Source organism: Streptomyces sp. RKAG293 (assembly GCF_023701745.1).
Classification (GTDB): domain Bacteria; phylum Actinomycetota; class Actinomycetes; order Streptomycetales; family Streptomycetaceae; genus Actinacidiphila.
Window position 1 is genome coordinate 5,996,159 of the sequence record NZ_JAJOZB010000001.1, and the last position, 15,151, is coordinate 6,011,309.

Consider the following 15,151-nt stretch of genomic DNA (forward strand, 5'->3'; position numbering starts at 1 on the left):
GCAGAACTAAAACCTGGCGCCGGATGTGCGGTTCAGGCGGTAAGGGCCGACAGACGGCCGGGCGCAGGCAGCGGCGACCGGCGCGGCGCCGGGGCCCGCAGCCGCCAGATGCCGGGGCGCACTTCGAGGTCGGTGGGCTTGCCGGCGGCCGGTGCCGGATCACGCAGCGCCCGCAGCGCACGGCGGGCGTACGCCTCCAGCCGCCGGTCCTTGAGCGCCGTGGCGAGGTCCAGGCACTGGGTGAACCGGGCCTGGGCGGCTTCCGGGCCCTCCGCCTCCAGAGCGAGCAGGGCCAGCGCCCGCAGCGCGTCGTACCGGCCGCGGGCCCGGGCCGGGGCGGCGAGGGCGGCCAGGGCCGGTTCGAGCAGAGCGGCGGCCGCCGCGGTGTCGCCGTTGTCCAGGTGGAGGTCGGCGAGACCGACCAGGGCGCGGCCGTATTCGTACGGGTCGGCACAGAGTTCCGCGGTGTCACGGGCCCGGGTGTACAGGTCGGCGGCTTCGTCGAGCCGCCGGTTCTGCCAGGCGAGGTCCCCCAGCGAACGCAGCATGCGGGCCTCGCCCGCCCGGTCGCCGCTGTGCCGGGCGGCGTCGAGCCCGAAGGTGTGGGTGGTCCGCCAGTCGGCCCAGGAGGCGTGCGCCTCCAGATAACCGGTCATGGCGTCGACGAGACGCAGCACGGCGGACCACAGCCCGGCGGCGTGCGCCGCGCGGACCGCGTGCACCAGGGCCGGCTGCTCCTGGGCGAACCACTCCTGAGGGTGGTCGGTGACCGGACCAGGGACAGCCACCGGTCCGGTCACCGGTCGCGGGGTGAGCGCCGCATCGGCGCGTTCGGCGGCCTGCGTGTACGCCTCGCACATCCGCTCGGTGGCGGCGCGTGCCGACTCCGGGGTCTCCTCGGCGGCGAGGAGTTCTGCGGCGAGGATCCGCAGCAGCTCATGGAAGTGGTAGCGGCCCTGGCGGAGCCCGTCGTGCACGGACGCCTCCAACAGCCGCCCGTCCACCAGGTTCTCGACGATCCGGCCGGCCTCGCCCTCCTCCAGACCGAGGACGGCGGCCGCCGCCCACAGCCCGAACGGCCCCGCGGGCAGCAGCCCCAGGAGACGGAAGGCGCGCTGCGCGGCGGGGGAGGAGTCCAGGTAGGCGACCATCAGGGTGCCGCGCACGTCGAGGTCGCCGAGCTGGAGCTCGGTCAGCCGGGAGCGTTCGTCGCGCAGCCGGGCGGCGAGCGAACCGGCGGTCCAGTGCGGCCGGGCCCGCAGCTGGGCGGCCGCGATGTGCACGGCGAGCGGCAGATGGCCGCAGAGCTCCACGATCTCGGCCGCAGCCGCGGGCTCCGCTGCCGCGGGGCCGGGCCCCGCCAGCGCGTCGAAGAGCCGCAGCGACTCCTCCGGGTCCAGGGCGTTCAGCACCACCGGGCGGACGCCGCCGAGTCCGGCGGGCAGCCGGCGCCCGGTGATGAGAGCGGTGGAGCCCGCGGTGGCGGGCAGCAGCGGGCGCAGCTGCGCCTCGGAGGTGGCGTTGTCCAGGACCAGCAGGATCCGGCGGTCGGTGAGCAGATGGCGCAGCGCGTCCTGGAGGTCCTGCGCCTCGGCGGGCAGGGTGACCTGCGTTCCCGCGCGGCGCAGCAGTCGCGTCATCGCGTCCGCCGCGCCGAGCGGCCGACCGGGGTCGGGCTCCAGATCGAGGAAGATCCGGCCGTCGGGGAAGGCGTCGGCGCTGCGGTGCGCCGCCTCGACGGCCAGCGCGGTCTTGCCGACGCCGGACTTGCCGGTGATGGCGACGCTGGTGCCGGCCGGGGCGTCGCGCAGCAGCCGCTCCACCTCCGCGAGCACCCCGTCGCGGCCGGTGAACGCGCCGTCCGCGGCGGGCAGCGAGGTGACGGCCTGGAACGCGGGCCGCTCGGGAACGCCCGGCGCCGACGTGTCCGCACCGCCGGACCCGGTCCCGGTCGCCGTTCCGATGACGACGGCGCCGCCGCTGCCGCCCGAGCTCAGCAGGGCCGCGTCCCCGGCCAGGATGCGCCGGTGCAGCCGCTGCAGCCGCGGGCCGGGCTCGATGGCCAGCTCGTCGACGAGGGTGCGGCGGACCCGTCCGAACGTACGCAGCGCCTCCGCCTGCCGGCCGGTCCGGTACAGCGCCACCATCAGATGGGCGTGGAACTCCTCGCGCAGCGGGTGCTCCGAGGCCAGGGACTGCAGTTCGGCGATGAGCCCGCGGTGCCGGCCGAGCTGGAGGTCCGCGCGGATCCGCTGGTCGAGCGCCGTCATCCGGGCCTCGGTCAGCCGGACCGCCGCGCCGCCCAGCAACGGGCCGTGCGGGGTGTCCGAGAGCAGCGGTCCGCGCCACAGCGCGATGGCCCGCTGCTGCAGTTCCGCGGCGGACGCGTAGTCCTCCGCCTCCAGCGCCTTGCGTCCTCGGGCGTGCAGCTCCTCGAACGTGGTCATGTCGAGCCGGTCCGGTTCCAGCCGCAGCAGATAGCCGGGCGGGCGGGTCAGCAGGGTGTCGCGGCCGTGCTCGGGGTCGGCGGAGTGCAGCAGCTTGCGCAGCTGGGAGACGTAGACCTGGAGGGTCGTGGTGGCGGTGCGCGGCGGGTTGTCCTGCCACAGCTCGTCGATCAGGCTCTCGACCGACACCACCTCGTTCGCCCGTACCAGCAGGGCGGCCAGCACGACGCGCAGCTTGGCGGCGCGCGGTGTGTAGGAGACGGCGGGCGTGGCGGCGCCGTCGGGGCCGGCCGCCGGCCCGTCGTCCCCACCGATCTCCATCGGGCCCAGAATCCAGAATCTCATCGCGTTACCCCCGTCCCGCTCTGCGTTCCCACGTGCAAGGTTCGTGCAAGGTCCGTGCAAGGTCTGCTGTCGTACGTACCAGGACCGGTTGGTGGCGCCGGGTCAGAAGTCCTGGACCACGGTGGTCCTGGCCTCCGCCACGGCACGGCGCCGCTGCGTCACCGTCAGCGTCACGGGCACGGCCGGCCGGCCGTACTCGTCCCGGCCGAGCGCCCCCGGCACCGCCGTGCAGCGCAGCGGCAGTCCGGGCTCCGCGTAGCTGCGGAAGTGCACCTCGGAGGAGGCCAGCGTGCTGCGCGCGGGGGCGAGCCCGAAGGCCCGGCCGGCCGCCAGCAGCGAGGTCTGGCGCACGGACTCCAGCAGCTGCGTCCCGGACAGGTGGCCGCCCTCCGGAGCGAAGACCGGATTCGGGTTGTCGGTCAGCAGCCACGTCGTGAGCCGGCCGCGCGAGGACTCCGACGGCTCGCTGACCACGACGTTCGACACCGCGGAGCGGCCGACCTCGGCCGGGTCCACCGGCCGCAGCGCCCCGTCCGGGGCGTCGTCCAGCTCCGGTGCGGCGCGCAGCGCCTGGCGGTTGTGGGCCAGGTGGTTGCGGTGCAGCTGCGGCATCAGGAAGACCAGCCCCGCCGTGCCGGTGCAGCACGGCATGTCGTTGATCTTCACGTCGATGTGGAAGTCGAGGCCGCGCGGTACGCCGTTCATCGCGTTCGCGGGCTTCGCCGTGATGCCCGTCGTCATCCTCGCCGTGCCCGAGTCCGTCGCGTCGGCCCAGTCGGTGCGCCAGGCGCGCAGTTCGGTGAGGCGCAGGTTGAAGCCGTAGAAGAGCCCCGGGCGGTCCTGCGGCACCCCGAAGTAGCGGTGTCCGACGAACTCGCCGATCTCCCGGATCGTCTCCGTGACGATCTGCGCGTCATGGAAGTGGCCGGGCCCGTCGTTGAACAGCGGATGCGCCCGCGGCAGCTCACCGGCCAGCACGAAGTGTTCCTCCCCGACGCTCGGGGCATCCAGCAGGTAGTGGTCCCACGACGGCGGGCAGTGGATGAGGTGGCGGGTGCCGCTGCCGAGTGCCAGTTCAGCGGTGGCCGCGCTTTCTACGGTCATGGCGTCTCCTTGGTCCGGCGTCTTCCCCGCGGATGCGGCGTCGGGAGTCTCCTCGTCCAAGGTTCCGGAGCGAGGGGGGTCCGGGCCAGCTGAGAGCGGTGGCAGCAAGCTGCACGGCCGGAACTCCGCCCCGTTGATCCTCCGGTGAGGCTTTAGCGAAGCCCATGAGGTCGGGCGCACGCTCGTACCGCTGCCCCCGCTCCCTTACTCCCCCGCACGGGAGCCCCGGGCAACCCGCGAGCCCCGCCCCCGGGTCTTCCCCCGGACCCCTGGGCGGGGCCTTCGCCATCCCCGGGCGGCCCGGGCCCCTCGCCTTCAGAGGTGCCGGCCGCCGCGCCCCACCAGATGGGCGACCTGCGTACGGGACACGACACCCAGCTTCTTGAAGATCCGGCTCAGATACGTCTCCACGGTCTTGGGGCTGAGCTGCATCCGGCCCGCGATCTGCTGATTGGTGAAGCCCGCGCTGACGAGCACGGCGACCTGGACCTCACGGCGGCTCAGTGACGCCAGCTCGACGGCGCCGGGCCCGTCCGGAAGGCCCGCCGTCAGCTCGTCCCCGGCCAGCGCGTCCGTCATCGCGGACAGCGGCATCGGCGCGGCGGCCGGGCCGGCGGCCGGATCGACGGTCGGCGCCGTCGCGTGCAGTGCGCGGCCCTGCGCGCCGTACCGCCAGCCCGCGTCGGTGGCGCGCAGGACGAGGCCCGCGACGGCCGGGTGCCGGAAGCGGAAGCGGCGCAGATGGCCGTCGGTCCGGATGAGGCCCTCGCTCCGCAGATCGTCGAGCCCGCCGAGCACCCGTTCCAGCGGCAGTTCCGCCACCTCGGCGACGCTGCCGGGAGTGAACGGGTCGCCGAGCACGGCGGCGGCGCAGGCGGTCCGCCAGGCCACCGGGGACAGCGCCCGGAAGTCCACGGACGCGGCGTCCGGATCGACCGGCAGCCGGCCCGCGTCGCGCAGGGCGTGCAGCAGCCCCGGCACCCCGGCCGCGTCCCGGAGCAGCAACTGGCGCCGGATCGGGTCGAGCCCGGGCGGCAGCAGCGCGGCGGCGTCCCGCTCGGGGAGCGGGGCGACGTCCAGGTGCCGCCAGGACGGCATGGCGCCATGGGCCCGCAGGGTGCGCAGCGACGAGAGATGGCGCGCGGTGGGGGAGTCGCGGTAGGCGAGCGCGATGAGCACCGGTGCCTGCGGCGGATGCCGGACCAGGTGGTCCAGGAGCTGCAGCGACAGCGGATCGGCGCGGTGCACGTCGTCGAGGACGAGCAGCAGCCCGTTCGCCTCCGCCGCCTGCCCGATCAGGGTGCGCATCGCGCGGATCAGCCAGTACGCGTCCGGGTCGGCCGGGGCCGGCCCGGCCGGCTCCCGGCGCCCCGCGGCCAGCGCGGGAAAGACCCCGGCGAGCCGGTCCGCCTCCCGGGGCCCCAGCCGACCCGCCAGGTCGGGGCCGATCCGCGCCAGCTGGTCGTCGAGAGCGTCGACGAACACCTCGAACGGCACGGGCCCGCCGAGCCGTCCTGCCCGGCCCGAGGCCACCGTCCAGCCGTCGTCGTGCGCCGCGGCGATCAGCTCCGCCAGCAGCCGGGACTTGCCGACCCATGGCTCACCGGCCAGCGAGACGATCCGCGCCGACGTCCGGGCGAGCCGCAACGACTCCTCCAGAACGAGCAGTTCCTGGTGACGGCCGACCGGTGCGGAGCCGGTGGCCTGCGACAGGGCGGTCTCCACAGGCGGCACGTTGTCCTCGCTGTCCTCGGTGATTCCAGGGGTCCCGGTATGCGGTCCCGGTGATCTCGGCGGCTCTCGCAGCGTGCCCGCCCCCGCGGGCCCGGCCAAGAGCGTTCCCCTGTCCGGAAGCTGCACGACAGGAAGTGCCATGTGGGGGAATTCCCCGACTTCCGCCCGCGCCGCCCGTTGGTCAGGCTCGGGGGCAAGTGGGCCTGGCGGCACCCCGCCACGTCCCCTCACGATGTCGGAGGAGCACGTCATGACGGCCGTCGAACCCGAACAAGCTGTCCTGCCGCCGCGGCCCCGACCGCAGGCCGCGCCCGCCGTCCCGGGCGCGCGCCTGCGTTTCGGCTACGCCTCCGGCTCGCTGGTCACCGGAACGTTCAACACCCTGCCCGGCCTCCTGCTGCTGCCCTACCTGACCGACACCCTCGGCATCGGGGCCGCCCTGGCCGGCACCGTCGTGCTGCTCCCCAAGGTGTGGGACGCCGTGCTGAACCCGCTGGTCGGCCGGGCGAGCGACCGTACCCGGACGCGCTGGGGCGCGCGCCGGCCGTACGTTCTGCTCGGCGGGCTCGCCGCGGCCCTGACGTTCGCGCTGATGTTCTCCGGAGTGGCGGCCGGCACGGCGGGCGCCGGGTTCACCGGCGCCGGATTCCTGCTCTCCGCGACGGCCTTCGCGTTCTTCCAGGTGCCCTACGCGGCCATGCCGGCCGAGATCACCACCCGGCGCCAGGACCAACTGCGGCTGGTCGGCGGCCGGGTGGCCGTCATCGGCATCGCCGCCCTGATCGCCGGCGCCGCGGGACCCGCCATCGCGGACGCGGGCGGCGGGGGCATTCCCGGACACCGCTGGGTCGGTCTGTTCGGCGCGCTCGTCATCACCATCGGTGCGGTCGGCGCCTTCCTCGGCACCGCGGGAACCCGCGGCGACCGGGTCCTGGAGAGCGAGCCGAGCCTGCGCCACCAGTTCGCCGTGGCCCGCGCCAACGCCCCGTTCATGGCGCTGCTGCGCTGCGGCGTCGTCCAGTCGCTCGCGACCGGCTTCATGCTCGTCGGGGCCCCGTACTTCACCGATCACGTGCTGCACGACTCGGACGCCACCGGGCTGGTCGTCGGCGCCTTCGTCCTGCCGAACCTGCTCACCGTCAACCTCTGGTCGCGCCTCGGCTCCCGCATCGGCAACCGCCGGGGATACGCCGCCGCCTGCGGGCTCTTCATCGCCGGCTGCCTGCTGCTGCTCGCCTCGCCCGACCTGCCGCTCGCCGTGGTCGCGGTCGCCATCGCCGTGACCGGCACCGGGCACGCCGGCCAGCTGCTGTTCCTGTACGCGATGCTCACCGACCGGACCGCCCACGACACCGAACGCACCGGCCGCCGCCAGGCCGGTGTCTTCTCCGGCGTCTTCACCACCGGCGAGATGCTCGGCCTCGCCCTGGCGCCCTTCCTGTACGGGCTGGTCCTGCAGGTCTTCGGCTATGCCTCGTCCACGGACGGCGAGTCCGCCCGGCAGAGCTCCACGGCCGAACTGGGCGTACTGCTCGGCTTCACCCTGCTGCCGGTCCTCGCGACGGCCGCCGCCCTGACGCTGCTGCGCGGCTACGACCGGCTGGTCGCGGCGGCCTGAGGGCCTCCCGCCGCGCGGGGCGCGGCCGTCAGCGCAGCCGCGGTGGTTCGGCGCTGCCCGGCGGCACCCCGGCGGGCAGCCGGTGGACCGGTCCGTCGGGGGAGCGGAGCTCGACGGCCCCGGCGGTGTCATCGGTGACCGTGCCGACGATGGCGGCCTGCCGCCCGTACGGGTGGGAGCGGAGCGCGGCGAGGACCGCGTCGGCCGCCGCCGGCGGCGCGAACAGGCACATCGAGCCGGCGTTCGCGGCGTGCAGCGGTGACAGGCCGAGGAGTTCGAAGGCGGGCCGGGCCTCGTACTGGACGGGAAGCGCCCCCTCGTCGATCCGCAGCGTGAGCCCGCGGGCCGTCGCGCAGGAGCGCAGCGTCGCGGCGAGCCCGCCCGAGGTGATCGGTGCGGCGGCCCGGACCGTGCCCGGTGGCAGCCCGTTCAGCAGGGACGTCAACGGGGCGCAGTCGCTGGGCACATGGTGTTCGAAGCCCAGTCCGGCGCGTAGCGACAGCAGATGGACGGCGTGGTTGCCGAGCGGCGCCGTCACCAGGACGCGGTCGCCGGGCCGCACCCCGCTCAGCGGCAGCGGCGGACGGCGGTGCACCCCGATGCCGGTCGCGGTGAGGAACAGCTGGTCGGCGTCGCCCGCGCGCACCACCCGGGTGTCGACGGCGGCGATGGCGATCCCCGCCTCATGGGCGGTGTCGCGGACGGACTCCGTGATGCGGCGCAGGAGTTGCAACGGCGTCCCGGCCTCGACGATCAGCCCCAGCGTGAGGGCGTACGGGTCGGCTCCGGTCGCGATGAGCGCGTTGACGGTGCCGGCCACCGCGAGCCGGCCGAGATCGCCGTTGCCGAAGAACGGCGGGTCGACGACGTAGCCGCCGGTGCGGACGACGAGCGGCTCGCCGGACAGCGGCGGGAGTCCGCCGGGCGCGAGCCCCGGTCCGAGGACGTCCAGGACCAGGGTCGCCAACTGCCGTGGGCCGGTTCCTGAGTCGTCGGCGAGCGCGACCTGCCCGACCGGCCAGGAATTCACATCCATTATCAAGGAAGGCTCCCCCGTGAACCGGCCGAATAGGCCCTCAGAGCCCGGACGGGCACGGTCGCACCATGTTCCCCGCGGGCACTTTCACGGTAGTCGGGGGAAGTTCTGACAGCAGGTCGACAGGGGGTGTTAGGGGCAGGAAAGGGGGTCTGGACCACAATTCCCCTTACCTAGACTCGGAGTCCGAATTCAGTATGGATCGGCCGAGGACAGGATGGACGGGAATGGCTGACGTCAGGACCCGGGTGGCAGAGGCGTTCGACCGGGCGGACCGGCTCGACCCGGTGCTCGGTACGTATCTCGGCCGGTTCACCGAACAGGCCGCCGCCGCGGCGGAGCAGTTGGACGCGGCGGTGGCGGACGGCGCCGAGGCCGGGCCGCTGCACGGGCTGACGCTGGGCGTGAAGGACGTCTTCGCGACACGTGACGCGCCCGCGACCTGCCAGAGCCGGGTGCACGACACGGACTGGTGGGCCGGTCGCGACGCCGTACCCGTCGCCCGGCTGCGGGCCGCGGGCGCCGTACCGCTGGGCCGCACCACCATGGCGGAGCACGCACTGGGCCGGCCCGACCCGGCCCTGGACTTCCCCGTGCCGCGCAACCCGTGGGACATCAACCGCTGGACGGGCGGCTCCAGTTGCGGCAGCGCCAACGGGCTGCCCGCCGAACTGTTCGACGTCGGCCTCGGCACGGACAGCAACGGCAGCATCCGCATCCCGGCCGCGCTGTGCGGCGTCACCGGCTTCAAGCCCACCCACGGCCTGGTCCCCGACGGCGGCTGCCGCCCGCTGAGCCGCTCGCTGGACGTCGTCGGCCCGCTGGCCCGCAACGTCAGGGACTGCGCGAGCACCCTCGCGGTGCTGGCCGGGCGGCCGGACACCACCGGCTGGCGGACCGACCTGCGCGGCGCCCGCATCGGCGTTCCGGCGAAGGCGCTGGAGGAGTCGGCACAGCTGTCGGAGGACTGCGCGGCGGCGTTCGCCGGCGCCCTCGAAGAGCTGCGGGAAGCCGGCGCCGAGATCGTCACCGTGGAACTCCCCGAGGTGTACCCGCTGTTCGCGGCGCAGTTCATCACCCTCCTCGCGGAGGCGTTCGAGCTGCACGGCGCCGGGCTGCGCACCCGCTGGGCGGAGTACGGGCGGCCCTTCCGCCGGACCGCCGTCCTCGGCGGCCTGATCGGCGCGCCGACCTATCTGCACGCGCAGCGGGTCCGCGCCTCGGCCGCCGCGAGCCTGCGCGAACGCTTCGACGGCCTCGACGCGATGGCCACCCCGACCTGGCCGACCACCGCACCCCGTTACGACGACCCCGCCGCACTGGGCACCGTCTCCTGGCTGCCCGGCCTGTGGAGCGCCGTCGGCTTCCCCGCGGTCGCCGTCCCGATGGGCTTCGGTGGCGACGGCATGCCGCTGTCCCTGCAGCTCGCGGGGGTACCGTGGAGCGACTTCGGGCTCGCGGCGCTGGCCGACGTCTACCAGTCGCACACCAACTGGCACCTGCGCCGCCCCGACCTCGCCGCCGGATCGCTGCCCGCCACCGTCCCGGTCTCGGAACCGCAGGCGTCCCCGGGCGACCCGGAGAAGCAGCGGTGGCTCGCCGCCGCGCTGCGCGACACCGGAGTGGACGTCGACGACGCCGAGGTCGCGGAGTTCACCGGGATGTGGGGGCTCACCTCGATGCTGTTCGGCTTCCTTCCCGAACTCCCGGTGGACCAGGGCCCGCTGATGCCCACCCTGCCCCCTCTGTGAGGAGAACCATGACCGGCACCGCCCCTTCCACCAGCAATCAGTACATCCGGCACTACCACACCGCCCTCGCGGGCACCCCGCGCCTGGTCTGCTTCCCGCACGCCGGCGGATCGGCGAGCTTCTACTTCCCGGTGTCGCAGGCGCTCGCCCCGGACATCGACGTACTGGTCGTGCAGTACCCGGGCCGGCAGGACCGGCGCAAGGAACCGCTCATCGACACCATCGCGGAGCTCGCCGACCGGGTCTTCGAGGACCTGCGGGAGTTCGCCGACGAACCGCTGACGTTCTTCGGCCACAGCATGGGCGCCACGGTGGCCTTCGAGGTCGCCCGGCGGATGGCGGACGCCGGCCTGCCCGCGCCCGCCCGGCTGATCGCCTCCGCCCGCCGCGCCCCGTCCCGCACCCGCACCGACCGGGTGCACCAGAAGGACGACGAAGGCCTGATCACGGAGTTGCGCCGGCTCAGCGGAACCGATTCGCGGGTGCTGGGCAACGAGGAGATCATGCGGCTCGCCCTCCCCTCGATCCGCAACGACTACAAGGCGGTCGAGACCTACCGGGCGGACGCCGGGGTGCGGATCGACTGCCCCGTCACGGTGTTCGTCGGCGACGACGACCCGACGACCACGCTTGCCGAGGCCGCTGCCTGGGGCGACCACACCACCGGTGCGTGCGAGCTCCAGGTGTTCCCCGGCGGCGGCCACTTCTACCTCGCCGACCGGCCGAAGGAAGTACTCGACGCCATCACCCGGCGCATGGGCGTGGCCGTCGCGGGCTAACGCCCGTCCGGCCCCTGCGCTCGCGACGGTTAGGGGTGCGGCGGGCGTCCCTAGGGGGTCCGCCCGCCGGCACCTTTCGTCTAGCGTCATGCCAACGGAAGAATTCCTGGAATCGGCTGGATAGGGAATCACGTGAGTCTCCTTTCATGGAAATCGCTGACAAAAGGCGACCGGGACGAATTGATTCTGTCGGTCGATTTCAGCACCAGCGGGCGCACCCAGGCGAGTTTCGCCGATTTCGCACCCCGGCTGGACCCGCCCGCCGCCGCCTTCTGGACGACGCTCCCGCCGACCGCGGACGACGCGGTCGCCCTCGACGGCTATGTCGACTGGTGGCTCACCGACGTACGGGAGAGCGGCCGGCGCGTCACCGCCGTCCTCGGCTACTGCGCGGGAGCGGTCTTCGCCGCCGCGCTCGCCGAACGCATCGGCGAATGGCAGGACACCCCGGCCCTGGTGCTGTTCGACCCCGAACTGCCCAACACGGCCGGCCTGTACAAGGACTTCCACGCCGCCGGCGACTCGCTCGCCTCCCTCCTGATGCCCGAGGAGCTGACCGAGTTCCACGAGGCGGGACGGCAGATCGAGCGGCGCTACGCCGACGACCTCGCGGCCGTCGGCCCCGAACTCGCCCTGATCTTCACCCGCGCGGTGGGCACCGCCGCAGAACGCCTCGAACTCGACGACGACATCCGCGACGATCTCGCCGGAGTCTTCGGCTCACTGGTCGGCTACCTGGCCGCCGCCTCGTCCATCGACCCGCTGCCGCTGTGGGCCCGCGGCACCGCGATCACCTCGCGCCCGCCGTCGCACCCCGTCGGCCGGGAGATCCGCTTCGACGTCGACCACGACGACCTGCTGCGCATCAACGGCGTCGCCCGCGCCCTGTCGGAGCTGCTCTCCGGCGACCGCACCGAATCAACCGCAGGCAGGTGACCCATGGCTGACCACGGGGGAATCGACGCCGTTCCGCGCAGGACCGGCACGACCGACAGCACGGACGGCGGGCTGCTGCCCGCCCGGATCGAGGAGCAGGTACGGCGCACGCCCGAGGCCGTCGCCGTCTCCGACGGCGGTACGGAACTCACGTACGCCGAACTGAACGCACGGGCGAACCGCCTCGCTCACCACCTCATAGCGGGCGGCGCGGGCCCCGAACAGCTCGTCGCCGTCGGGATGCGCCGCTCCCTCGACCTGGTGGTGGCGTTCCTCGCCGTGCTCAAGGCCGGGGCCGCGTATCTGCCGCTGGACCTGGACAACCCGGCCGAGCGGCTCACGTTCATGATGGCCGACGCCCGGCCCGCGCTGCTCGTGACCACCGCCGCCGAAGCCGGCTCCGCCACCGGCGACCAGCCGGTGATCGCGCTCGACGACCCGGAGACCGCCGCCCTGGTCGCGGCGGCACCGGCCACCGACCCCGGCGACGCCGACCGGACCGCGCCGCTGCGCCCGGACAACCCGGCGTACGTCATCTACACCTCGGGATCGACCGGCCGGCCCAAGGGCGTGGTCGTCACCCACCGCCCGCTGGCCGCCTACCTCGACTACGCCCGCGCCACCTACCCGAGCGCGGCGGGCCGGGCCCTGCTGCACTCCTCCGTGGCCTTCGACATGACCGTCACGACCCTGTACGCGCCCCTGGTCTCCGGCGGCCGCGTCCAGGTCGGCCCGCTGGAGGAGGTGCGCGAGCGGCCCACGTTCCTGAAGGTCACCCCGTCGCACATGGCGCTCCTCGCCACGCTGCCGCCGGAGTCCGCGCCCACCGGGGAACTGGTGGTGGGCGGTGAGCTGCTGCTCTCCGAGACCGTCGAGACGTTCCGCAAGGACAACCCGGGCGTCACCGTCATCAACGAGTACGGCCCGACCGAGGCCACCGTCGGCTGCTGCGTGCACATCCTGGCACCGGACGACGAGCTGCCGCCGGGGGCGGTCTCCATCGGACGCCCCACCCACACCAGCGAACTCCACGTACTGGACGGCGCCCTGCGGCCCGTCCCGGCGGGGGAGACCGGCGAGCTGTACATCGCGGGCGGCCAGCTCGCCCGCGGCTACCTCAACCGGCCGGCACTGACCGCGGAACGCTTCGTCGCCGACCCGTTCGGCGCCCCCGGATCGCGGATGTACCGGACCGGCGACCGGGTGCGCCGCTCGGCCGACGGCACCCTGGACTTCCTCGGCCGGTTCGACGGCCAGGTCAAGATCCGCGGCTTCCGCATCGAACTGGGCGAGATCGAGTCCGCGCTGCTGCGCCGGCTGGAGGTCGGCCAGGCAGCGGTGACGGTGCATCAGGAGGGCGCCGGAAGCGCCCACCTGATCGCCTACGTGGTGCCGTCGTCCAAGGGCGGCATCGACGTCGGCCGGCTGTCCGCGTACGCCGCCGAGACGCTGCCCGAATACATGGTCCCCAGCGTGATCCTCACCCTGGACGCCCTCCCGCTGAACGCCAACGGCAAGCTGGAGGCCGGCTCCCTGCCGGTACCCCGCTTCGCCTCCCTGACCGCGTTCCGCGCCCCGTGGACCGAGCTCCAGACACTGCTCTGCGAGCTGTTCGCCCAGTACTCCGGGGCGGCCAGGGTCGGCGTCGACGACGACTTCTTCGCCCTCGGCGGCACCAGCCTCGGAGCCGCCCAGGTGGCCAACAAGGCCCGCAGGAGCGGCGTCCGCTTCAGCCTCCAGGACGTGGTCGACCACCGGACCGCGCTGCGGCTGGCCGCGGCCGTCGCCGAGGACTCCGACGCCACGGCCCCGGTCCCCTCGCTCTCCACCACGTAGGTCCGGTGCCACCACAGGTCCCGTACCGCCACACAGGTCCCGTACGTCCCTCCTGCCCTTCGGTCTTCAACCAGTAGAGGATGAACACGATGTCGCTCTTGCAACTCGCGGGCATGGGGTGGATCTCCCGCTCGCTCAGCGTCGCCGCCCGGCTCGGTATCGCCGACCACCTCGCGGACGGTCCCAAGTCGCCCGCGGAGCTCGCGCAGCTCACCGACTCCGACCCGGACGGGGTGCTGTACCTGCTGCGGGTGCTCGGCATCGTCGGCGTCTTCAAGGAGAACGAGGACGGCACGTTCGAGCACACCGAGACGTCGCAGCCGCTGCGCGACGACCACCCGCAGTCGATGCGCTACTGGTGCGTACTCGGCGGCGAGATGTACTACGACGTCTGGCGCGACCTGCTGACGACCGTCAAGACCGGCAAGCCGGCCTCCCAGTCCGAGTACGGCGGCTCCATCTACGCCTACATGGACCAGGACACCGACGCCGGCGAGATCTACGACAAGGCCATGGCGGACATCACCCGCCCGGCCGCCGCCGAGCTCGCCCGTGACTTCGACTTCTCCTGGATCCGCAAGGTCGTCGACATCGGCGGCGGCACCGGCCACCTGCTCAAGGGCATCCTGGGCGCGCACCCCGACGTCGAGGGCGTCGTCGCCGACCGCGCCGACGTCGCCGAGCGCGGCACCAAGGAACTCGCCGCCACCGGCGACGAGGACCTCATCCGCCGGCTGACGTTCGTCGAGTCGGACTTCTTCGCGGAGGTCCCGGCGGGCGGCGACGCGTACTTCCTCAAGAACGTGCTCCACAACTGGAGCCCGGACAGCAGCGTCAAGATCCTGGAGACCGTGCGCAAGGCCATGGTCCGCACCGTCGAGGACTCCGAGGGCCTCGCGGCCGAGCCGGTGCTCTTCGTGATCGAGCCGCTGCTCGGCCACGACAACGCGTCCGCGATCCGCTCGCTCTTCCAGATGGTCGTCTGCGAAGAGGGCACCCGTATCCGCTCCGAGCCGGACATGCGCAAGCAGGCGGAAGGTGCCGGCTTCGAAATCCGCTCGATCAAGCACCTGTCCACGGAGCACAGCGTGGTCGAAATGATCCTGGCCCGGGACTGACGGGACAGAAAGGAAGCATTCGTATGTGGGACGCCCAGTTCGAAGAAATCGTCAGGCCCCATCTCTCATTCCTGCCGGAGGACGCCGCATTCACCGCTGAGCTCGACCTCCGGGAATTCGGCCTCGACTCCCTCGGTATCGTCGACCTGCTGATCGCGCTGGAGAACGCGTACGACGTCAAGTTCACCGACGACGCGCTCGCCATGGAGACGTTCGAGACGCCGGGCGCCCTGTGGGGAACGCTGTCGGGTCTCCTGGTCCCCGTCGGCTGACGGTCGGCCGAACCGGTCGACCGACGTCGGCCGACCGGCGAAGAGGGCTTGGAACAACGCATCGGGGGCACGGCATCCTTGGCTGGATGCCGTGCCCCGCGGCGTTTGCGGCGGCCCCTCTGTCCACCCCTGCCCACCCCTGACCGCCGGCACCGGATAGGGGTGGGCAGGGGTG

The 15,151-nt window shown here is 73.4% G+C and carries 11 protein-coding genes; 7 read left to right on the plus strand and 4 right to left on the minus strand.

The annotated features are described in order from the left end of the window. Positions 1-32 precede the first annotated feature (32 nt). The 3 genes from LNW72_RS26905 to LNW72_RS26915 all read right to left on the minus strand — a co-directional run bounded on the left by LNW72_RS26905 (position 33) and on the right by LNW72_RS26915 (position 5,621). Positions 33-2,792, minus strand: a complete 2,760-nt coding sequence (locus LNW72_RS26905) for an AfsR/SARP family transcriptional regulator (RefSeq protein ID WP_250977712.1) — start codon at positions 2,790-2,792, stop codon at positions 33-35. Between the two features lie 102 nt (positions 2,793-2,894). Then, positions 2,895-3,896 (minus strand): AfsA-related hotdog domain-containing protein, encoded by a 1,002-nt coding sequence (locus LNW72_RS26910; RefSeq protein WP_250977713.1) that lies wholly within the window; start codon positions 3,894-3,896, stop codon positions 2,895-2,897. A gap of 315 nt (positions 3,897-4,211) precedes the next feature. After that, entirely contained in the window at positions 4,212-5,621 is a 1,410-nt protein-coding gene (locus LNW72_RS26915) for a LuxR family transcriptional regulator (protein ID WP_250977714.1), read from the minus strand. A gap of 259 nt (positions 5,622-5,880) precedes the next feature. On the opposite strand from LNW72_RS26915, the gene LNW72_RS26920 reads away from it, so the two are divergent. Next, positions 5,881-7,248 (plus strand): MFS transporter, encoded by a 1,368-nt coding sequence (locus tag LNW72_RS26920; RefSeq protein ID WP_250977715.1) that lies wholly within the window; start codon positions 5,881-5,883, stop codon positions 7,246-7,248. A 28-nt stretch (positions 7,249-7,276) separates the two neighbouring features. On the opposite strand, the gene hypE is transcribed toward LNW72_RS26920, so the two are convergent. Beyond that, positions 7,277-8,284, minus strand: a complete 1,008-nt coding sequence (gene hypE / locus LNW72_RS26925) for a hydrogenase expression/formation protein HypE (RefSeq protein ID WP_250977716.1) — start codon at positions 8,282-8,284, stop codon at positions 7,277-7,279. A gap of 227 nt (positions 8,285-8,511) precedes the next feature. On the opposite strand from hypE, the gene LNW72_RS26930 reads away from it, so the two are divergent. The 6 genes from LNW72_RS26930 to LNW72_RS26955 all read left to right on the plus strand — a co-directional run bounded on the left by LNW72_RS26930 (position 8,512) and on the right by LNW72_RS26955 (position 14,976). Next, a complete protein-coding gene (locus tag LNW72_RS26930) occupies positions 8,512-10,035 on the plus strand; it encodes an amidase (protein WP_250977717.1) in 1,524 nt (507 codons plus the stop codon). An 8-nt stretch (positions 10,036-10,043) separates the two neighbouring features. Further along, complete coding sequence (locus LNW72_RS26935; RefSeq protein WP_250977718.1) at positions 10,044-10,814, plus strand: alpha/beta fold hydrolase; 771 nt, start codon at positions 10,044-10,046, stop codon at positions 10,812-10,814. A gap of 180 nt (positions 10,815-10,994) precedes the next feature. Next, on the plus strand, positions 10,995-11,750 hold the full coding sequence (locus tag LNW72_RS26940) for a hypothetical protein (RefSeq protein WP_250977719.1): 756 nt from the start codon (positions 10,995-10,997) through the stop codon (positions 11,748-11,750). A gap of 3 nt (positions 11,751-11,753) precedes the next feature. Next, positions 11,754-13,586 carry a non-ribosomal peptide synthetase gene (locus LNW72_RS26945; RefSeq protein WP_250977720.1) on the plus strand — a complete coding sequence of 611 codons (1,833 nt, stop codon included), beginning with the start codon at positions 11,754-11,756 and terminating at the stop codon, positions 13,584-13,586. A gap of 89 nt (positions 13,587-13,675) precedes the next feature. Beyond that, positions 13,676-14,704, plus strand: a complete 1,029-nt coding sequence (locus LNW72_RS26950) for a methyltransferase (protein WP_187145012.1) — start codon at positions 13,676-13,678, stop codon at positions 14,702-14,704. A 23-nt stretch (positions 14,705-14,727) separates the two neighbouring features. Then, entirely contained in the window at positions 14,728-14,976 is a 249-nt protein-coding gene (locus LNW72_RS26955) for a phosphopantetheine-binding protein (protein ID WP_250977721.1), read from the plus strand. Positions 14,977-15,151 lie beyond the last annotated feature (175 nt).

Excerpts from the sequence above, each read along its gene's own strand:
- LNW72_RS26945 (WP_250977720.1), top strand. The coding sequence starts at position 11,754 with ATGGCTGACCACGGGGGAATCGACGCCGTTCCGCGCAGGACCGGCACG.
- LNW72_RS26920 (WP_250977715.1), top strand. The coding sequence starts at position 5,881 with ATGACGGCCGTCGAACCCGAACAAGCTGTCCTGCCGCCGCGGCCCCGA.
- LNW72_RS26955 (WP_250977721.1), top strand. The coding sequence starts at position 14,728 with ATGTGGGACGCCCAGTTCGAAGAAATCGTCAGGCCCCATCTCTCATTC.
- LNW72_RS26910 (WP_250977713.1), bottom strand. The coding sequence starts at position 3,896 with ATGACCGTAGAAAGCGCGGCCACCGCTGAACTGGCACTCGGCAGCGGC.
- LNW72_RS26930 (WP_250977717.1), top strand. The coding sequence starts at position 8,512 with ATGGCTGACGTCAGGACCCGGGTGGCAGAGGCGTTCGACCGGGCGGAC.
- LNW72_RS26950 (WP_187145012.1), top strand. The coding sequence starts at position 13,676 with ATGTCGCTCTTGCAACTCGCGGGCATGGGGTGGATCTCCCGCTCGCTC.
- LNW72_RS26905 (WP_250977712.1), bottom strand. The coding sequence starts at position 2,792 with ATGAGATTCTGGATTCTGGGCCCGATGGAGATCGGTGGGGACGACGGG.
- LNW72_RS26935 (WP_250977718.1), top strand. The coding sequence starts at position 10,044 with ATGACCGGCACCGCCCCTTCCACCAGCAATCAGTACATCCGGCACTAC.
- hypE (WP_250977716.1), bottom strand. The coding sequence starts at position 8,284 with ATGGATGTGAATTCCTGGCCGGTCGGGCAGGTCGCGCTCGCCGACGAC.